Origin of the sequence: Halosimplex carlsbadense 2-9-1 (assembly GCF_000337455.1) — an archaeon.
Taxonomy (GTDB): domain Archaea; phylum Halobacteriota; class Halobacteria; order Halobacteriales; family Haloarculaceae; genus Halosimplex; species Halosimplex carlsbadense.
The window spans coordinates 1-18,816 of record NZ_AOIU01000021.1 but is presented as its reverse complement, the minus strand read 5'-3'; the positions used below and the strand labels follow the sequence as shown (position 1 = coordinate 18,816).

The following is an 18,816-nucleotide window of genomic DNA, read 5'->3' as shown; positions in this document are numbered from 1 at the left end:
CCGCCGCCGCCGAGGGTGACCCGGAGACCGCCGCCGACCATCTCGACGCGCTCGTCGGGCTGTTCGACACGCCCGACGTGACGGTCATCGGCGCGGCCATCGACGCCGTTTCCGAGATCGCTCAGGCCGACCCCGACGCGGCCGCCGAGGCCTACGACGCGCTGGTCGCCTGTCTCAACCACACCAACGACACCGTTCGGGCCCGCGCGATCCGCGCGCTCGGTTACCTGGGCGACGACCGCGCGGTCGACCCGCTCGAAGACCGCGCTCGCGTGGAGACCGACGAGGACGTCGCCGACCTCGCCGAAGAGACGGCCGCGTTCCTCGACGAGTCCTGACCGGCGCGGCACTTCTCTCGGCGCGACCGCGGCGGCGGTCGCCCGCTAGTCGTCCATCGCGCGCTTCGTGCAGTAGTAGTAGGTACCGAGGAATAGAGCCGTCGAGACGCCGATCAACGCCGCGTCGATGACGAGGATCGGGAACGCCTCGTCGCCGGGCGAGACGAAGACGAACGAGAACGCGAGCAACACTCCCATAGACATCATGACCGCCAGCGCTATCGGGATGTTGTCGCGCTGGGCACAGACGAGGTCGACCGCGCTGGTTCCACCGGGCACGTTCGAATCTGTCGACCGACGGTATTCAAGCCCCCGGTTGCGTGTCTCGCCGCGAGCGGCGGCTGCGCGGGGCTGTGCGTGGCCCGCCACCTGTGGCTGCCGGTTCGGCGGGGCCGCGGAAAATCGAGTCGTCGCGTCGATCCTTCGCCGGTGAAACGGGTCAGGGCGGGGCGGTCAGTCGCCGGCGCTTCCGGCGCCGAACTCGCCCGAGACGCTGCTGGTGTCGAACTCCTCGTCGGGACCGACCCGCTCGGCGCCCGGCAGGGGTTCGCTGTCCCAGTACTCGTGGTCCGGGTCGGAGCGGAAGCAGGCGGCACCGTTGCCCTCGCCGCCTTCCACGTCGTACAGCGGCGGCTTCTCCTCCGTGCAGGCCTCCCTGGCGACGGGACACCGGGTGTGGAACCGGCAGCCGCTCGGCGGGTCGACCGGGTCCGGCACGTCGATCGAGCGCATCGGCGGCTCGCCCGCCTCCACCGCGTCGAGCTGGAGCGACGGGGTCGCCCAGCGCAGCACCTTCGTGTAGGGGTGCTTCGGGTTCTGGATCAGCCGCTCGGCGGTGCCGACCTCGACGATCTCGCCGAGGTACATCACCGCGATGCGCCCGTCACCGTGTTCGGTGAAGTAGCGGGCGTTCGAGAGGTCGTGGCTGATGAACAGGAACGAGGTGTCGAACACGTTCTGGAGTTCGAGCATGAGGTCCATCAGCTCGACGCGCAGACTCACGTCGACCGCGCTGATGGCCTCGTCCGCGAGGATCGCGTCGGGGTTCATCAGCAGCGCGCGCGTCAGCGCGACCCGCTGTTTCTCCCCGCCCGAGAGCTGGTGGGGGTAGCGGTCGGCGAAGTCCCCCGGCGGGTTCATCCCGACCCGGTCGAGCAGCGAGTAGATCCGGTCGCGACGTTCGTTGGGGCTGATGTTCGGGTGCGTGTGGTGCAGCGGCTCCGAGAGGATGTCGACGATCCGGCGGTTCGGGTTGAGCGAACTCCCAGGGTCTTGGTGGATGATCTGCAGCGCCTGGCGGATCTCGTCGTATGGGATGTCGCCGTCGCCGTCCTTGGCCTCCCAGATGTCCTGGCCGCGGTAGTTGACGCTGCCGCCGGTCGGCCGCTGCAGGCCGATGGCGGTCTTGCCCAGCGTCGTCTTCCCACAGCCGGACTCGCCCAGCAGCGCGACCACGTCGTTCTCGTAGATGTCCAGGTCGACGCCGTCGACGGCTTTGACCACTTCGGGCTCGTCGCCGAAGATGTCGAACAGGCCCTGGTCCTCCTCGAAGTGGACTTCGACGTCGTCGAGCCCGAGGACCGGTTCCTCGCCGGTCCGCGCGGTCACGTCGCGGTCCGTACTCGCCTCTACCTCGGGGTCGGCCGAGCCCTCACCGTAGTTGAGGTCGATCTCCTCGCGGGCCTCTTCCCAGTGGTGACAGGCCGTCCGGTGGTCCTCGTCGATGCTTTCGAGGGGCGGGTCGTCGCTGACGCACTCCTCGGTCGCGAGCGGACACCGCGGGTGGAAGCTACAGCCCTCCGGGACGTTGACCGGTGCGGGCCCTTCGCCCTCGATGGGCTGCATCTCCGACAGCGGCGCGTCGAGGTTCGGCGTCGCGTTCAACAGCGCTCTCGTGTAGGGGTGACCGGCGTCCGCGATGATCTGATCGCGGGTCCCGACCTCGACGAACTGGAACGCGTAGATGATGCCCATCCGGTCGGCCAGCGCCGTGATCAGCGGCAGGTCGTGCGTGATAAAGGCGAGCGTCAGGTCGTAGTTGTCCTGCAGGTCGTTCAGCAGCATCAGGATCGACCGCTGCATCAGCAGGTCCAGTGCCGCCGTCGGCTCGTCCATCACGAGCACTTCCGGTTCGAGCACCAGCGACAGCGCGATCAGCGCGCGCTGTTGCATGCCGCCCGACAGCTCGTGGGGATAGGCGTCGAGGACGCGCTCCGGTTCGAGGTAGAGGTCTTCGAGCAGTTCGCGCGCGAAGGCCATCCCCTCGTCGACGTTCGAGTCGTGGGCTTTCAGCGTCTCCTCGAAGTGCGTCCCGACCTTCATCGTCGGGTTGAACGAGGACATCGCCCCCTGGAAGACCATCGAGACCTCTTCCCAGCGGAACTGCCGCAGTTCCTCGTCGCTCTGTTCGAGGACGTCTATCGTCCGGCCGTCCTCGGCGTTGTAGATGATCTCGCCGGAGAGCACTCCGGGGTCGGGGATCGAGTCGAGCAGCGCCGACGCGAACATCGACTTGCCCGAGCCGGACTCGCCGACGATGCCCAGCACCTCGTCGCGTTCGATGTCGAGGCTCACGTCGTCGAGGACGTACGTGTCGCCGCCGTCGAAGGTCACCTTCGCGTTGGAGACCTCGACGATCGGGTCCTCGACCGTGGACTGTACCGTCGCGTCCGCCGTGGATCGTTGATCGGTTGCCATCTAGAGCGTTCCTCCCGTTATCGTCTCGTCGTCACCCTCGGCGGTCGATTCGGACTCGCCGGCCATCCGCGTGCGGACCCGCGGGTTGAACACCCGGTCGAGGCCCTGTCCCATGAGGATCAGCGCGAGCGCGAGGCCGACGATGAAGATCATCGGCGCGATCAGCCAGTGGGCCGCCTCGGGGACGAACAGCGCGCCGTTCCCCTGGGCTCGCGCCAGCGTCACGCCCCACGTCGGCTGGCTGTAGGGCAACACGCCCAGGAAGAACAGCCCGACCGACGCGAAGATGGTGTATCGGGCGGCGAACACGAAGTTCACCGTCACGTACGGCATCAGGTTCGGGATCACGTCCTTCCGGAGGATTCGGAACGTAGAGGTCCCCATCGTCCGGGAGGCCTCGACGTAGCTGTCCTCGCGGATGGTCAGCACCTGCGAACGCAGCGACCGGCCCAGCCCGGCCCAGTAGTTGATCGTCAGGATGACGCCGACGAAGATCGGGTTCTCCGGACTGAACGTGATCGCGAGGATGATCACCAGCGGGAGGCCGGGGATCGCCATGAAGAAGTCCGAGATGGACATCAACACGGTATCGACCCGGCCGCCCTTGTACCCCGCGAGCGTCCCGACGATGACGGCGAGGCCGGTGGCCCAAACGCCGCCAGCTAGCACCATCAGCAGGATGTCCGGCGTCGCGTGGATGAGTTCGGCGGCCAGGTCGACGCCTGCGGAGGTCGTCCCGAGCGGGTACGACCAGTTCTCGAACATGCCGAGCAGCCGCGGCGCCTGGCTCGACGACGGTTCGCGCCACAGTCCGAGGAGGGCGACCGCGGTGATCGCCAGGTAGACGCTGAGCATCAGGAGCCCGACGCGGGTCCGCATGTCGGACCACGCGACGACCGCGGGCTCGTAGACGCTCCGCTCGTAGAACTCGCGGATCCGGTCTCCCCTCGTCATGTCCGCGCCGGTGCTCTCGCTCTGCCAGTCGAGCCCCTCAGTGGGGGCGTCGGATTCAGTATGCTTCACTGGAATCACCCGAGCTGATCCGCGGGTCGATCATGCTGTAGGTCAGGTCGGCGACGTACACGCCGATGACCAGCGCCACCGTGATGACGAGGAACGTCCCCATCATCATCGGGTAGTCGTTGGAGTTGACGGCGTCCAAGAGGTACAGGCCCAGTCCCGGGTAGTTGAATATCTGCTCGAGGATCACCGTGCCGCCCAGCCGGAAGCCGAGCAGCAGCAGGAACCCGGTGTACATCGGCAGGATCGCGTTGCGCGCGACGTAGCGAGTCGCGATCCGACCGTCGGAGAGTCCCCGGAGTCTGGCGACCTCGACGAAGTCCTCGCCCAGCACCTGAATACTGTTACCGCGCATCGCCAGCGCCTGTCCACCGATCCCCACGATCGTGTACGACAGTATCGGTAGCGCGCCGTGCATAACCACGCTGATAGCGTAATCCAGGCTCCACTGGTTGTCGATGTTGGGGTTGGCCGTCCCCGACGCCGGGAACAGGCCCCAGCGGTACGACATGAACAGCAGGAGCAGGATCGCCGCCACGTAGAAGGGGATCGACATCCCCACGATCGACATCGAGGAGGCGATGGTGTCGAACCTCGACCCCTCCCAGTAGGCCTGGATCGCGCCCAGGAGGATCCCGACGATGAACATCAGGATCGTCGACACGACGACGATGAATATCGTCCAGGGCGCCGCCTGAGCGACCATCTCCGTGACCGGACGACTGTACTGGATCGACGTCCCCAGGTCGAGCTGGAACGCCGATATCATGTAGTTGACGTACTGTTCCCCCAGTCCAGCGTCCGGCCGGACGTTCTGCAGGTTCTCGATCTGCTGGTTGACCTGCTCGGGTGGGATACCCTGCCGGAGCAACTGGGTCCGCAACTGCGTGAACGGTCCTCCCGGAAGCAGACGGATCAGCCCGAAGGTGAGCGACATGACCCCGAAGATCGTGACGAACACCCGTGCTGTCCGCCGCACGTAGTAGTTAACCATGCGTCTTGATAATCGTATTTACAGCCGGCACTCTAAGGTCTAACGACTCGCGTCGTAAGAAACGGTTCGGTGCGAGACCGAGCGATACACTTCCCATCGGCTTGGAAGGAGTCCGTTACTCCTGAGCCGTCAGCTTACCCGTGCGGGGCAGCCAGAACGGCGGCCACTTGATCCCGCGCTCGGGGTCGCCTTCCTGGAGATCGACGTTCCACTCGTCGGTGGTGAGCCACGACTGCTCGAACTTCGAGACCAGCGAGAGCATCGGCAGGTCGTAGTTGTTGTGCCAGGCGGCTTCCTGGACGACCGACATCGCCTCTTCGTTGGTCGCCTTGGTCGCGATCTCGTCGACCTTGGCCAGCGGGTTGATCGTCATTTCGCCGTCGCCGCTCATGGCCGGGATGGTCTGTTCGGACTCGGCGTCGTAGTTGTGCCCGCCGTTGAGCGCAGCCAGCGCGAGCTGGTGGCGCAGCGGGAAGTACGGGAACGACGACCGGGCCTGGCCGGGCAGCCAGTAGAACGTCCCGACCTTGAAGTTGCTCTCGATGAACGCGCCCTGCCAGTCACTGGTCGGCCGGCTGGCGACCGACAGATCGAAGCCGAACTCGTTGAGGCGGTCGACGATCGTCTCGGTCATCGTCGTGAAGTCGGTCCATCCGCCGGGAGTGAGGTAGTCAGCGCTGATCGGCTCGCCGTCGGGGCTCGTCCACGTGCCGTTCTGCATCGAGTAGCCGGCGTCCTCGAGGAGCTGGGTCGCTTCCTCGGTGTTGGTCGAACCGACGCCGTAGTCCTCGAAGTTGCTCTGGGTGTCGCCGAGCCAGCCCTCGATGTCCCGCGGGGCGATCCCACACGGAACCGAGGCCGGGAACTTCGTGCGCGGACCCGCGTTGGCGACGAGCTCCTCGCGGTTGACGACGTGTGCGATCGCCTGGCGGACCGCGCGGTCGCCGAAGATCGGGTCGTCGTGGTTGAAGATCATCCCGTAGCCCCACTTGGCCGGGATGGTCTGGATCTCCATGACGTAGTCCTGGAAGGCGTTGACCGTCTCCGGCGCAGCGAACATGCTCCACTGGCTGTCGAAGCGCTTACCGCCTGTGGTGAAGTCCTGCTGGGGGACCGAGGCCTCCTGATAGGAGTCGAACTGGAAGTCCGAGAAATTGACGTTGTCGATGCTGTGGAACTCTTCGTTGCGCTCGAAGTTCCACTGCTGCTGGTTCTTGTCGACGTAGGCCCACGCGCCGCTCGTGATGACCTCGGTGTCGCTGTCCTCCCAGTTCCAGGTCTGGATCTCCGAGGCGTCGGCGTCGAGGAACTGCTCGAACGCCGCGGCCGGCGTGTCGATCCACATGTTACCCAGCTGGTGTTTGACCATGACCGGGTTGGTCGGCCCCGTGAGGTTCAGCTGGTACGTGTAGTCGTCGACGACCTCGGTACTCTCGACGTAGCCCCAGATGGCGCTGCCGATCTTCTCGAGGATCTGGAACTGCACGTCGATGTCTTCGGTCGTGACGTCGCTACCGTCGGACCACGAGAGGTCCTCGCGGAACGTCAGCGTGACCGTCTCGCCGTCGAACTCCCACTCGTCGAGGGCAGCGAGCTGGAACTCCTGAGTCTCGAAGGAGTACGCGGCGAACCGGTCGAACGCCAGCCGGCGTGCCGGTTCCGAGGAGATCTGCGTGTTGTGTGTGTTGAGCGTCCGGTTCGTCGGGTCGGCCTGGAGGGCGCTCACGTGGGTCTTGTCGACGACGTTCATGCTGCCGCCGTCGGACCCGTCGGACCCATCCGAGCCGTCGGAGCCGTCCGAACCGTCACTACCGTCGGAGCCGGACCCGTCGGTCGGTGTCCCGTCCCCGCTACCACACCCTGCGAGTGCCGCGGCACCGGACGCTCCTGCGAGTGTCAGGAACTTCCGGCGGTCTACGACATCGCTGTACTCATTGGTACTGTCAGACATGCCTCTGGTTGGTATACGATAATAGATAATAAAGCTTTTGGAAGAGTGCGGACGTGTTCGGCCGGATTCGATCGACCGGTGATCCGAAAAACGTACCCCTGGTACTCAAATCCACCGAAATCGGGGTATTCGGATTCGAGTGTTCAGTCGTCCCCGTCGCCGCACTCGAACGGGGATCGCGGGTGGACGGTATCGCTCGCGTTTCGGAGAACGGAACCGTCTCGGCGCCGGCCGCCCGCGACGGTTCCGTAACCACCACTGTTTATCATCGGAATTCCCCGTCGCGAAGCCCGGCAGTTCGATACTGGGCCCGCTGACGGCCGGCGCCCGCGGAGGAACGTCCGTTCTCCATAGCTGAACACGAGTGGGATCGGGGGTAAAGAAGCTTTCGCCGGGAAGGCTCGCGCGCGGGCGTCACAGACGAGTGTCCGATCCCCTACCAATCGGGAGAAATCGGGGCGTGACGGCGCCGGACGGTCCTCGTCGCCAGGGTCGGACGTGGCAGTCGACGCGAGCGTTCGTAGAAGGGTTTTTCACCTGGACCGACTAACCCAACGCAAATGTCACCGGACAACGAGCGGGGCATCGGCCGTCGCGAGTTCGTCGCGACCGCCGTCGCTATCGGTGGGGCGAGCGCGCTCTCGGCGTGTCAGGAGCGGGAACGGGACCTAGTGGGGACCGAGTCCGACGGATCGGAGGGGACGAGAGGGGATGGGCCGCCACGCACGGGGACGGAGGCGGAGTTCGACCTGTCGGTTCCTTCGGGCAACCCCGACGCGCTGTCGAAGCGCCAGCACGCCTGGAACTACGCGGTCGTCCACGACGCCCACGGCAACACCGTTATCCCGCAACAACAGCTGATCCTCGGGCTCTCCTACGAGGGGTCGACCCCGCCGACCGACGCCGAGCGCGAGCAGGTCGAGGGCACCCTGCGGACCCTCGAGGAGGCCTTCCAGTGGGGGACCGGCGGCAACCCATCGGCGTCGTTCGCGCAGGGGCTCCTGTTCATGCTCGGCTACTCGGCCAGCTACTTCGAGCGGACCGGCGGCGTCCCCGAGCAGCTGGTTCCGGCCGAGGACGTGCTCCGCGAGGTCGGTGAGGACCCGGAGAAGGCCGACGACTTCGACGCCGTCCTGCTGATGAACAGCGACATCGGCTCGGTCGTCATGGCCGCCGAGGCCGCGCTGTTCGGCGAGATCGAGACGCTGAACGGCGTCGAGGTGACCGACACCTTCGAGGGCGTCTTCTCGAAGGCCGACCGCCGGGCCGGCATGGTCGGCAAGGGGATCCCCGCCGACGTGCTGGACAACGACTCGATCCCGGAGTCTGCGCCGCTGTCGATGGGGTTCAAGTCCGGCTACCGCGACAGCCAGCCCTCCGAGGACGGGATCACTATCCGCGAGGGGCCATTCGCCGGCGGGACGACCATGGCCGTCTCCCGGCTCGGCATCGAGCTCGACCGCTGGTACGACCAGTCCCACGAGGAGCGGGCCGCCGAGATGTTCTGTCCCGCCCACGACACCGACGAGATCGGCGAGATCGGCGAGAAGCTCGGCGCCGAGAGCGGGATCACCGAGGAGAACGCCGAGAGCGTCGAGGAGTTCGCCGAGGAGTACGGTCGCGTGGGCCACACCCAGAAGGTCGCACGCGCACGCGACGACGACTTCGTTCCGACGATCCTCCGGCGCTCGGAGGGGGTCGCGACCGACGCCGCCCAGGGGACGGAGTTCAACTTCACCGGGCTCCAGCGCCACGTCGACCGCTTCGTCGAGACCCGCAAGGCGATGAACACCGACGAGTACGACGACGACGTGGCCGCCGAGGACCACGGCATCATCGACTACCTGGAGACCCACCACCGCGCGACACTGCTCGTGCCGCCCCGTTCACAGCGCGCGCTCCCGACAGGGATCGACGGATGATCGGCAGGGGCCAGCGGCCCGCCGGCGCCACCCGCCGGATCGTCCTCACCGTCGCCGTCGCGCTGACGCTGGTCGTCTCGGGCTGTGCCGTCGCGCCCGGGAACGGCGACGGCGCGGCCGCCGACGAAGCCAGCGCCGAGATCGGGTTCGTCGACGCCACCGTCGAGGCCGGCCTCGCGTACAACGGGACCGGCACCGGCGCCGCCGGCAACGGCAACAACGGCGTCTTCGTCGCCGACATCGACAACGACGGCTGGGAGGACCTGCTCGCCGTCGGCGGCGAGCGGCCCGCCCTCTTTCGCAACACCGGCGGCGCCTTCGAGCGGACGGGCGAACTCTCCGGGCTCGAACGCGAGTACAAGAGCGCCGCCTTCGTCGATTACGACGGCGACGGCTGGCGCGACCTGATCCTGCTCGCCAAGGACGGTCCCGCCGCCGCCTTCCACAACGACGAGGGGAGCTTCGAGCGGACCGACATCGGCCTCGGCAACTTCACGCACCCGCTCGGCGCGGCCGCCGCCGACTACGACGGCGACGGCGACCGCGATCTGCTCGTCTACCAGTCGGGCGACTGGGCCGACGAGCGCCCCGAGGGCTACTTCTCGACCAACAGGTCCGTCGCCGACGACAACGGCAACCCCAACGTCCTCTTCGAGAATACAGGCCAGTCGGGCGAGTCGCGCTTCGAGCGCGTGGACGCGCCCGGTATCTCCGGCGACCGCTGGAGCCTCGCGGCCAGCTTCGTCGACCTGACCGGCGACGGCCGCCCCGACATCCACGTCGCCAACGACTACAACAACGACACCGTCTATCTCAACCGGGGCGACGGCTCGTTCCGGCAGATCCAGCTCGGCGGCCCCACCGCCCGCAACGGCATGGCCTCGGAGGTCAACGACGTGAACCGCGACGGCCGCCCCGACGTGTTCGTCACCAACATCGATATCCCGGCCTCCCGCGAGACGCTCTCGCCGGACCGCTACGAGCGGCTCAAGCGGTTCCTCCAGTACGTCATCCACTCCGGCCGGACCAAGGGCAACACCATGCTCGTCAACGAGGGCGACGGCGAGTTCGTCGACCGCGCCGACGCCTACGGCGTCCGCGAGGGCGGCTGGGGATGGGCCGCCAGCGTGACCGACCTCGACAACGACGGCGACCGGGATCTCATGCACACCACCCAGACCGTCGTCGCGCTCAACCAGTCCGACCCCGTCTTCACGCTCCCGATGGTCTGGGAGCGGGGCGCCGACAACTTCACGCGCCTGGACGCCTCCGAGCGCGGCTTCGCCGAACAGGACGGCCGCGGCATGGTCACCGTCGACTACGACCGCGACGGCGACCGCGACGTGATCATCGCCGACTACCACGGCCCCTACGCCGTCTACGAGAACACCGTCCGGTCGTCCGACGGAACCGAGAACGGGACGGACGCGAGCGAGTCGCCCGCCGCGGGCGCGGTCCAGTTCGAGATCGTCGACGGGAACGGAGCGGTCGCCATCGGCGCCAACGCGACCGTCACCGTCGACGGCGAGGAGACCGCGGTCTGGCAGAACACGCGCACGGACTTCATCTCGCAGGGCTCGTCGGTCACGCACATCGGCCTCGGCGACGCCGAGGGCGCGACCGTCGACGTGACCTGGCCCGACGGCACCGAGCGAACGGTCGACCTCGACGCCGACCGGCGCTACCGGATCGGCCTCGACGGCGTCGACGTGGTCGCTAACTTCACCAGCGCCGACGCCGGCGGGAACTGAGACGCCGCCACTGGCCGCTCCCGTTCTCGCTCAGACCCGTTCGCTGTGCATGATGACGTCGTCGCCGCGGCCCGGACTCCAGACGATCCGGACGGTCGAGCCCTCGCTCGCCTGGACGACCGTGCTGTCCGATTCGGTCACCGGATCGGCCCAGTCGGTCGCCCGACGGTAGCTCTCGACCCTGACCGTGAGGTCGTCCGTTCGGACCGGGTCGCCGCCGGCGTGGGTGATCCGGACGGCGGTGTCGTCGACTCGCTCGACCGTCCAGTTCACGTCCGGAGCCTCCGTGTTTCCGCTCCCGCCCGCGATGTTGAGTCCGACCACGACGAGCCCGACCGCGACCGCCACCACGATGGCCGCGCCGACGAGATTCAACATCGTGTCCCCGTCCATGCGCGTGACGTGGGTGCCGAGCGGCATGAGCGTGTGGGCCGATTCGAGTCTCGTGTTCCGTTCGTGTTGTGAGTGTATCGGTAGTTTCGGGTGCGCAAGTCGCGGGATTGAGTCGAACAACAGCGACCGTATTCACTGGGGACAGCAAGCGTCGAACGCCCTCGGCCCGCTCGCTAGCAGTTGTGTAGACCACAGGGGACAGCAGGTGCTGAAAGCCCTCGGCCCGTTCGCGGTCGCTCCGCGACATATCCTCGCTTCGCTCGGATAGGAGTCGCGCAGACGACCGAGTGAACGCGAGCGCGCCTTGCCCTTTCAGTCCGCCAGGAACCGCGACCACCCCGCACAGCACCGCAAACAGCCACACACCTCCCCAACCGATTCCTTCGCTCGCTGTGCTCGCTCGGTCATCCCTCGCACGACTCCGTCGCGCGCATGAAAGCGCGCCAGCGTCAGAGCAAGCTCTGACGGCCCTCGGAATCGCAAGCGATTCCGAGACGACAGCGCGCGCCACCGCACCCGCCCCTCCACTACTGTACTGTGCTCCGCCGATCCGGGTCTCGGACGCGCCCTCCTCCGGGGGCGTCTCGACACCCCGTCGCTGGCAAGCGTTTTGAGTGACGCCGGCCCAAGATCGAACCATGCGCTGGGTACTCCGCGGATTGATGGCCGTCGTCGGCGTGCTGACGCTGGCGGTGTACCTGGCCGGCGCCTATCTCGTCTACGAAGTGGCGCGGGCGGTCTGGGCGGTCCGGCCGTCGCTGTCGACGCTGGCGCTGTACCTGGCGGTCCTGACGGTCGTCTTCGCGTTCGTCAGCTACCGGATCGGGACCGCCCAGATCCTCCGAAGCCTCCGAGTGTGGGAACTGCCGGAGGCACGGGCGCCGATGCTCTACCGGCGGCTCGGTGGGTTCAGCGACGCGATGGGCATCGAGCGACCGGACGTGCTGGTCGGGGAGATGGGCCAGCCCAACGCCCTGGCGCTGGACGGCGGGTTCGGCCCGGGTCACGTGGTCGTCGACCGGCGGCTGTTCTCGATTTTGACCGTCGACGAGCTGTCGGCGATCCTCGCCCACGAGCTGGCCCACATCGAGCGCAAGGACAGCCTGGTCCAGACGTTCGGGTACAGCGCGCTGCAGACGCTGTCGGGACTAGTCGTGGTGGTGCTCGCGCCGGTGTTGATCGTCGCGGCGGGGCTGGCCCGCGGGGTGGCCTGGATCCGCGGGCGGCCCGAGGCGTGGACGCGGACGCTCCCGGGCAAGCTCCAGCGGGCCATCGGCGGGTCGGTGTCGCTGGTCTTTTTCGCGCTGACGCTGGCGATGCTGGCCCACTCGCGGCGACGGGAGTTCGCGGCCGACGACCGCGCGGCGGAGGTGACCGGCGACCCGCTGGCGCTGGCGCGAGCGCTCCGAAAGATCGAACGCGCGAGTCAGGGGCCGTGGTCGCTGCTGTCGCCGCTGTACGTCAACGGCGAGGAGGATGGGCCGCTGACGCGGCTGCTGTCGACTCACCCCGCGACCGACCAGCGGGTCGAACGGCTCCGCGAACGGGCCGAACGCGACCGGCGGCTCCGGACCGAGCGGGGCCGCCCGTAACCGCACCCGTCGCGACCGTTCCGGGCGACTGGGGCGGTCGACACTGCGGTTCCTGCGCGTGAACGGACCGCTCGTGCGTTCCGTATTCGAAAACCCTATACTCGCATCGGGAGACGTACTATTCAGTATGAGTGAATCTAACGAGGGGACCGTACGCATCGGTCTGAACGGCTTCGGCCGCATCGGGCGCAACGTCTTCCGCGCGTCGCTGGGGGACTCGCGCGTGGAGGTCGTCGGCATCAACGACGTGATGGACGACGCCGACATGGAGTACCTCGCGAAGTACGACACGGTGATGGGCACCCTCGACGGCGTGACCCTCGACGAGGGCGTCATGACCGTCGACGGCACCGACTTCGCCGCCTCGATCCACGGGGAGACCGACCCCGCCGAACTCCCGTGGGACGACCTCGACGTCGACGTGGCCTTCGAGGCGACCGGCATCTTCCGCAACTACGAGGACGCGAGCAAGCACCTCGACGCCGGCGCCGACAAAGTCGTCATCTCCGCGCCGCCCAAGGGCGAGAAGCCGGTCAAACAGATCGTCTACGGCGTCAACCACGACGAGTACGAGGGCGAGGACGTCGTCTCGAACGCCTCCTGCACCACCAACTCCATCACGCCCGTCGCGAAGGTGCTCGACGAGCAGTTCGGTATCGAGGCCGGCCAGCTGACGACGGTCCACGCCTACACGGGCTCGCAGAACCTCGTCGACGGCCCCAAATCGAAGACCCGCCGCGGCCGCGCGGCCGCCGAGAACATCGTCCCGACCTCCACCGGCGCCGCCCAGGCCGCCACCGAGGTCCTGCCCGAACTGGAGGGCAAGCTCGACGGGATGGCCATCCGCGTCCCGGTCCCCAACGGCTCGATCACCGAGTTCGTCGTCGACCTGGACGCGGAGGTCACCGAGGAAGACGTGAACGACGCCTTCCGCGAGGCCGCCGCCGGTGAGCTGGAGGGCGTCCTCGGCGTCACCGACGACGAGGTCGTCTCGACTGACATCCAGGGGACCCCCTACTCCTCGCAGGTCGACCTGCAGTCGACCAACGTCGTGAACGGCATGACGAAGATCCTCACCTGGTACGACAACGAGTACGGCTTCTCCAACCGCATGCTCGACGTGGCCGAGTTCGTCACCGAGTACTGAGGTCCTGTCGTCCCCCCAACTATTTTTGCCGTTCAGACCCGACCTCCGGTAGCGATGTCCCTCCGAACGAAACTCGGTCAACGGCCGGACGAGTGGAACCGTGCGGGACGGCTCCGATGGGTCGTCCCCAGCGCCGGGGGCCTCGGCGGCGCCGCCGGCGCCTTCCTCGCCCTCGCCGTCGAACCGTGGGCGCTCTCCGGAGCAGTGACGGCCGGGCTGGGTGCCGGACTTGGCGCCGCCCTCGCCATCGTCTTCGCCGCCGCGCTAGACTGATCACTCTCTCACCTGTGCCGAGCAGTGACGCGAGAGTGAACGGGCGGTTTTTTCTCGCCACCGGGCGACGGACCGAACAGACACATGACCTCGTTCAAGACGCTCGACGACCTCGAAGACGGACAGCGCGTGCTCGTGCGACTCGACCTGAACTCCCCGGTCGAGGACGGTGAGGTGCAGGACAACCGCCGCTTCGACCGGCACGCCGAGACGGTGCGCGAACTCGCCGAACGCGATTTCCGTGTCGTGCTGATGGCCCACCAGGGCCGTCCCGGCCGGGACACGTTCGTCTCGCTCGAACAGCACGCCGAAATCCTCGGCGACCACGTCGGCCGCGACGTGGCGTTCGTCGACGACACGTTCGGCGACCGAGCGATCTCGGCGATCAACGACCTCGAAGGCGGGGAGATCCTCCTGCTGGAGAACACGCGGATGTGCGACGAGGAACTGCCGGAGGAGGACCCCGAGACGAAAGCCGAGACGGAGTTCGTGCGGGCGTTGGCGCCGGCGTTCGACGCCTACGTCAACGACGCCTACTCGGCGGCCCACCGCAGCCACGCCTCGCTGGTCGGGTTCCCGCTGGCGCTGCCCGCCTACGCCGGTCGCGTCATGGAGACGGAGTACGAGGCCAACACGGCCATCGCCGAGCGGGCGTTCGACGGCGAGGTGACGATGGTCGTCGGCGGGACGAAGGCCACCGACGTGATCGACGTGATGACTGCGCTGGAAGACAAAGTCGACACGTTCCTGCTGGGTGGCATCGCCGGCGAGCTGTTCCTGCGGGCCGACGGCGTGCCCGTCGGCCGGGACATCGAGGGGATGGACCTGTTCGACGACCAGTGGGAAGCGAACGAGACGACGATCCGGAGTCTGATCGACGACTACGGCGACCAGATCCGGCTGGCGCTCGACCTGGCCTACGAAGACGAGGACGACGAGCGGGCGGAGATAGAGGTCGGCGACATCGAGGAGAAGGACCGGGCGTTCCTCGACGTGGGGTCGAACACGGTGTCGGAGTACGCGGCGACTATCGAGAGTTCGGAGGCGGTCTTCGTCAAGGGGGCGCTGGGCCTGTTCGAGGACGAGCGGTTCGCCGACGGGACCGTCGGCGTCCTCGAAGCCATCTCCGAGACGGACTGTTTCTCGGTCGTCGGCGGCGGCGACACCTCCCGAGCTATCGAGATGTACGGGATGAGCGAGGACGACTTCGGGCACGTGTCGATCGCCGGCGGCGCGTACATCCGCGCGCTGACGGGCGAGCGACTGGTCGGCGTCGAAGTCCTGCGCGAATAGGAGAGCGGCGTCAGGCGCGGCGACACCAGGCGTGTCGCGCGCTCCAGTCGTCGGCGGGTGGGTCCGCGCGGACGACCCGCCCGTCGGAACCTCCTCCGCCTTCCGGTGGCGTGCCACCCCGTTCACCCTCCCAGGTGAGCCGTGCGTGCCGCCGCGTCCAGTCTCCGCCGGTGTCTCCCATGTACGTCACTTGGTCCGCGCCATTAAATTTCTTTCTCCGAGTCGTGAAATAAAATAACTCGACGCCGAGTTAATCTCTCGGTGCAGACGGTCCCAGCGGGTCGTGGCGGCGAGCCGTACGGTGCGTGGCCCGGCGGCGGCCGGGACGGCGAGCGCCGAGACGGCGGGGCGTTCAGGACGGCGGGGCGTCCCACTCGTCGGCGGAATCGCGGGGGTCGTAGCCGAGCACGTCGCGGGCGTGGTCGATGTCGAACCAGCGGTTCTCGTTGTCGCTGACGCCGTAGAACACGTCGAACTCGACGGCGTCGTCGGCGAGACAGCGCTCAACCAGCTGGGCGATGTCTCGGCGGGACTGCCACATGCAGCGCATCCGGGCGACCTGCTCGTCGTAGGCCGCCGAGTCGGACTCGAAGCGGCCCCCGTCGACGCCGCGCTGGGCGTCGCCGTAGGGGTGGTCGTACTCGGGGTCTCTGACCGCGCAGATACGCAGGGCGTACACCGAGAGGTCGGAGACCTCGGCCGCGAGCCGGCCGAGTCCCTCCCCGTAGACCTTCTCGACGCCGTACATCGAGTCCGGCCGGGGCTGGACGGTGTGGTCGACCTCGAAGTCCGAGCCGTAGTAGATGTCCGGTGCCGCCTCGACCTCGTACATCCCGACGGCGTGGTTCGAGGAGGCGTAGACGAAGGTGTCCAGGTCCGCCTCGACGGCGGCCTCGTAGGCGGTAGCGTGGAGTCGCAGGTTCGCCAGGTGTTCGTCGCTCCACGCCATCGTCCGGTCGTTCGGACCGCCGTCGTCCATGTGGACCCGGGCGAGGTGGACGACCGCGTCCGCCTCGGCGACGTGTTCGCGCACGACCGCCTCGTCGGTCGCGTCCGCGACGACGGACTCGACGTCGTCGTCGGAGTGTTCTGTCACGTCGAGGCTGGTGAACGAGTGATCCTCGCCGTCGCCGAGGTGGTCGGTGATCGCCGTGCCGATCGTGCCCGCGCCGCCGGTTAGCAGTACGTCCATGGCGGCGGTTCGACGGGGAGTCTCTTGAACCCGCGTCTCCCGGAACCCGACGCCGGGGGACGCCGCTCCCCGGAATCAGCTGTCGAGGGACACGTTGATTGTCCGACCGGGCCAAGCCCGCCCATGCGACTCGGCATCGTCTCCGACACGCACGACGATCTGGACGCGGTCGAAGCGGCCGTCGAGACCTTCGAACGTGAGGACTGCGATATCGTCGTCCACTGCGGCGACGTCGTCGCCCCGTTCTCGGCGACGCCGTTCGCCTCGTCGTTCGATTTCCACGCCGTCCGGGGCAACAACGACGGCGAGTGGGCGCTGGCCGAGACGGTCGACGACTTCGGCACCTACCACGGCGAGACGGCCGAACTGACCGTCGACGGCCGGGAGGTCGTCGCCTATCACGGCACCAGCGGGGCCGTCGTCGACGCGCTCGTCGAGTGCGGCCGCTACGACTACGTCCTGCACGGCCACACCCACCAGTTCGTCCACGAAACGTACGAGGACACCGTCCGGATCAACCCCGGAGGGATCCCCTTCGAGGGCGCGCCCGGCCCCCACTACGCCGTCGTCCTCGACACGGGGAGCGGTCGGGTCGTCGATACGGGGTCGGACGACGTCGAGCGGTTCACGCTGTCGGCGGGGATCGAGTGAAAAATCGACGGAGCGGCCGCGAGGTCAGTCGTCGTCGCGGCCGCCGTCGGCGACGGCGGGCGAACGGGCGGTGGGGTCACGGAGCGACCCGCCGATCCGGCCGTCGAGCCCGAGGGCGTCCTCGGTCAGGGTCGTGCTCTCCTCGCGGTCGGCGGTGTCGGCGACGGCGCGGACGGCGTCGACGTTCTCCGGGACCACGTCGGCCTCCTGGTGGATGGCCTGGAACAGGTACAGGTCGCGGCCCTCGACGGTGATCGAGTCGCCCCAGACGCAGTTCTCCCAGCAATCGCCGCGGGGCCGGCCGGCGTCCTGGGCGAACTCCTTGAGCTTGCCCGCGCCGTCGATGTCGAGTTCGGGCGGGAGCACGAACAGGCGCGACTCCGCCTCGAGCAGCGCGCGGACGGACTCGGCGTCGGCCTCCGAGGCGAGCGTCACGTTGACCGAGTGAGTGTGCATCAGCGTCGCGGGCACCTTCATGCCCATCGTGTCCACGTCCAGATCCGGGAAGACCGTGTTCAGGTCGGGACCGTGGTGTGAGGGGATCTCGACGGGGTCGGGCAGCGTGTCGTTGATCGGCCCGCGGTCGGTCTGGCCGGGGTCGCCGCCCCGGCGGACGAGCGTGACGCGAGCCTTCTCGATCCCGTACTCCTCGGTGAGAGGTGCGAACAGCCGCGAGAGGCCGGTCGTGTTACAGGAGACGACGCGGACGGTGTCGGCGCCGCGGGCGGCCTCGTAGCTGGCCCGTGCGTTGAAGCTCACCTCGGCCACGTCGGGGTCCTCCCCGCCCTGGAAGATCGCGGGCGTGTCGTGTTCCCGGTAGAGATCGGCGTTCGCGGCGCCGATCCCCGCCGGCGTAGCGTCGACCACTACGTCGCTCTCGGCGACGAGTTCGTCGACTGTGCCCGTCAGGTCGAAGCCGGCCTCGGCGAAGGCGTCGGTCCGCTCGCCGTCGACCGCGTAGAGGGGGTAGCCGCGTTCGAGCGCGACCTTCGCCTCGAAGTTCGGGCTCGTCTTGGCGACGCCCGCGACCGCCATGTCCGGCTGGGCGCGTATCGCGTCCGCGACGCGCTTTCCGATCGTCCCGTATCCGTTGACGCCGACCTGGATCATATCTCCGGGTTGTCCGGGGACCGGCATAATTCTTTTCACGGTATTTTCCGAGAAATTAACTCGGAACTGAAAAAGGAATGTCGGCGTGAGCGGCGCTACCGTAGATATTGTCAGGAGGTACCATGGCCATCCGCCTGGCGGGGTCAGTCGGCGGTGGGGGTGTCGGCGACCGTGGCGGGCGGGATTCGAGACGGGTCGTCGGTGGGTGTCGGCGAGGGGGTAGCTGTGGGCTCGGGGACCCACTCGGGGCGGTCGACGGTCGTCTCACCGACGCGGTCGTACGTGTAGCGCCACTCGACGGCGATGCGCTCGTCGATGTTACGCAGGTCGAACTCGTAGTGGACGGCGCTGACGTACCCCTCGGGGGCGATCCACAGCGTGGCCGCGAAGTCGTGGACGGCGTAGGCGCTGTAGGTCTCGGGGATCTGCGGCGGGACGTTGTCGGAAACCACGCGCGCGTACGGGCGCCCATCCCTGGTCACGACCTCCACC

16 protein-coding genes and 1 pseudogene are annotated in these 18,816 nt (G+C 67.8%); 8 read left to right on the top strand and 9 right to left on the bottom strand.

All coding sequences use genetic code 11. The annotated features are described in order from the left end of the window. On the top strand, window positions 1-338 hold a 338-nt coding region (locus C475_RS08970), incomplete at its 5' end, for a HEAT repeat domain-containing protein (protein WP_006883494.1). Window positions 339-383: 45 nt separating this feature from the next. Here C475_RS08970 and C475_RS08965 read toward each other — a convergent pair. The 5 genes from C475_RS08965 to C475_RS08945 form a co-directional block, all read right to left on the bottom strand. Continuing rightward, window positions 384-617, bottom strand: coding sequence for a hypothetical protein (locus C475_RS08965; protein WP_006883493.1), 234 nt, complete (start codon window positions 615-617; stop codon window positions 384-386). A 174-nt stretch (window positions 618-791) separates the two neighbouring features. Then, entirely contained in the window at window positions 792-3,035 is a 2,244-nt protein-coding gene (locus tag C475_RS08960; RefSeq protein WP_006883492.1) for an ABC transporter ATP-binding protein, read from the bottom strand. Further along, a complete protein-coding gene (locus tag C475_RS08955) occupies window positions 3,036-4,067 on the bottom strand; it encodes an ABC transporter permease (protein ID WP_049930365.1) in 1,032 nt (343 codons plus the stop codon). It lies immediately after the preceding gene. Next, window positions 4,045-5,049 carry an ABC transporter permease gene (locus tag C475_RS08950; protein WP_006883490.1) on the bottom strand — a complete coding sequence of 335 codons (1,005 nt, stop codon included), beginning with the start codon at window positions 5,047-5,049 and terminating at the stop codon, window positions 4,045-4,047. Before C475_RS08950 ends, C475_RS08955 begins: the two co-directional genes overlap by 23 nt. 115 nt (window positions 5,050-5,164) lie before the next feature. Next, entirely contained in the window at window positions 5,165-7,000 is a 1,836-nt protein-coding gene (locus C475_RS08945) for an ABC transporter substrate-binding protein (protein WP_152436369.1), read from the bottom strand. Between the two features lie 560 nt (window positions 7,001-7,560). On the opposite strand from C475_RS08945, the gene C475_RS08940 reads away from it, so the two are divergent. Together C475_RS08940 and C475_RS08935 are read left to right on the top strand one after the other, a co-directional pair. Further along, a complete protein-coding gene (locus tag C475_RS08940; protein WP_006883488.1) occupies window positions 7,561-8,922 on the top strand; it encodes a DUF7405 family protein in 1,362 nt (453 codons plus the stop codon). Next, window positions 8,919-10,673 carry a CRTAC1 family protein gene (locus tag C475_RS08935; RefSeq protein WP_006883487.1) on the top strand — a complete coding sequence of 585 codons (1,755 nt, stop codon included), beginning with the start codon at window positions 8,919-8,921 and terminating at the stop codon, window positions 10,671-10,673. Before C475_RS08940 ends, C475_RS08935 begins: the two co-directional genes overlap by 4 nt. Window positions 10,674-10,703: 30 nt before the next feature. On the opposite strand, the gene C475_RS08930 is transcribed toward C475_RS08935, so the two are convergent. After that, window positions 10,704-11,066, bottom strand: coding sequence for a type IV pilin (locus C475_RS08930; RefSeq protein ID WP_049930367.1), 363 nt, complete (start codon window positions 11,064-11,066; stop codon window positions 10,704-10,706). 638 nt (window positions 11,067-11,704) lie between these two features. On the opposite strand from C475_RS08930, the gene C475_RS08925 reads away from it, so the two are divergent. The 4 genes from C475_RS08925 to C475_RS08910 all read left to right on the top strand — a co-directional run bounded on the left by C475_RS08925 (window position 11,705) and on the right by C475_RS08910 (window position 15,371). Then, window positions 11,705-12,658, top strand: a complete 954-nt coding sequence (locus tag C475_RS08925) for a M48 family metallopeptidase (RefSeq protein WP_006883485.1) — start codon at window positions 11,705-11,707, stop codon at window positions 12,656-12,658. Between the two features lie 127 nt (window positions 12,659-12,785). Next, entirely contained in the window at window positions 12,786-13,805 is a 1,020-nt protein-coding gene (gene gap, locus C475_RS08920) for a type I glyceraldehyde-3-phosphate dehydrogenase (RefSeq protein WP_006883484.1), read from the top strand. A gap of 54 nt (window positions 13,806-13,859) precedes the next feature. Beyond that, a complete protein-coding gene (locus C475_RS08915) occupies window positions 13,860-14,078 on the top strand; it encodes a hypothetical protein (protein WP_006883483.1) in 219 nt (72 codons plus the stop codon). 84 nt (window positions 14,079-14,162) lie between these two features. Beyond that, complete coding sequence (locus C475_RS08910; RefSeq protein ID WP_006883482.1) at window positions 14,163-15,371, top strand: phosphoglycerate kinase; 1,209 nt, start codon at window positions 14,163-14,165, stop codon at window positions 15,369-15,371. A 352-nt stretch (window positions 15,372-15,723) separates the two neighbouring features. Here C475_RS08910 and C475_RS08905 read toward each other — a convergent pair whose 3' ends face one another. Then, complete coding sequence (locus C475_RS08905; protein WP_006883481.1) at window positions 15,724-16,563, bottom strand: NAD-dependent epimerase/dehydratase family protein; 840 nt, start codon at window positions 16,561-16,563, stop codon at window positions 15,724-15,726. 123 nt (window positions 16,564-16,686) lie between these two features. Here C475_RS08905 and C475_RS08900 point away from each other — a divergent pair, with 123 nt between their 5' ends. Beyond that, complete coding sequence (locus C475_RS08900; RefSeq protein ID WP_006883480.1) at window positions 16,687-17,214, top strand: metallophosphoesterase; 528 nt, start codon at window positions 16,687-16,689, stop codon at window positions 17,212-17,214. 24 nt (window positions 17,215-17,238) lie between these two features. Here the strand turns inward: C475_RS08900 and C475_RS08895 are convergent, their stop codons facing one another. Together C475_RS08895 and C475_RS08890 are read right to left on the bottom strand one after the other, a co-directional pair. After that, window positions 17,239-18,324, bottom strand: coding sequence for a type II glyceraldehyde-3-phosphate dehydrogenase (locus C475_RS08895; RefSeq protein WP_006883479.1), 1,086 nt, complete (start codon window positions 18,322-18,324; stop codon window positions 17,239-17,241). 143 nt (window positions 18,325-18,467) lie between these two features. Then, window positions 18,468-18,816 (bottom strand): annotated as a pseudogene (locus C475_RS08890) (hypothetical protein); the annotation flags it as partial.

Bases quoted from the DNA above. Each gene is read 5' to 3' on its own strand.
- C475_RS08960 (WP_006883492.1), bottom strand. From the start codon at position 3,035: ATGGCAACCGATCAACGATCCACGGCGGACGCGACGGTACAGTCCACG.
- C475_RS08950 (WP_006883490.1), bottom strand. From the start codon at position 5,049: ATGGTTAACTACTACGTGCGGCGGACAGCACGGGTGTTCGTCACGATC.
- C475_RS08945 (WP_152436369.1), bottom strand. From the start codon at position 7,000: ATGTCTGACAGTACCAATGAGTACAGCGATGTCGTAGACCGCCGGAAG.
- C475_RS08940 (WP_006883488.1), top strand. From the start codon at position 7,561: ATGTCACCGGACAACGAGCGGGGCATCGGCCGTCGCGAGTTCGTCGCG.
- C475_RS08935 (WP_006883487.1), top strand. From the start codon at position 8,919: ATGATCGGCAGGGGCCAGCGGCCCGCCGGCGCCACCCGCCGGATCGTC.
- C475_RS08930 (WP_049930367.1), bottom strand. From the start codon at position 11,066: ATGGACGGGGACACGATGTTGAATCTCGTCGGCGCGGCCATCGTGGTG.
- C475_RS08925 (WP_006883485.1), top strand. From the start codon at position 11,705: ATGCGCTGGGTACTCCGCGGATTGATGGCCGTCGTCGGCGTGCTGACG.
- gap (WP_006883484.1), top strand. From the start codon at position 12,786: ATGAGTGAATCTAACGAGGGGACCGTACGCATCGGTCTGAACGGCTTC.
- C475_RS08915 (WP_006883483.1), top strand. From the start codon at position 13,860: ATGTCCCTCCGAACGAAACTCGGTCAACGGCCGGACGAGTGGAACCGT.
- C475_RS08910 (WP_006883482.1), top strand. From the start codon at position 14,163: ATGACCTCGTTCAAGACGCTCGACGACCTCGAAGACGGACAGCGCGTG.
- C475_RS08905 (WP_006883481.1), bottom strand. From the start codon at position 16,563: ATGGACGTACTGCTAACCGGCGGCGCGGGCACGATCGGCACGGCGATC.
- C475_RS08900 (WP_006883480.1), top strand. From the start codon at position 16,687: ATGCGACTCGGCATCGTCTCCGACACGCACGACGATCTGGACGCGGTC.
- C475_RS08895 (WP_006883479.1), bottom strand. From the start codon at position 18,324: ATGATCCAGGTCGGCGTCAACGGATACGGGACGATCGGAAAGCGCGTC.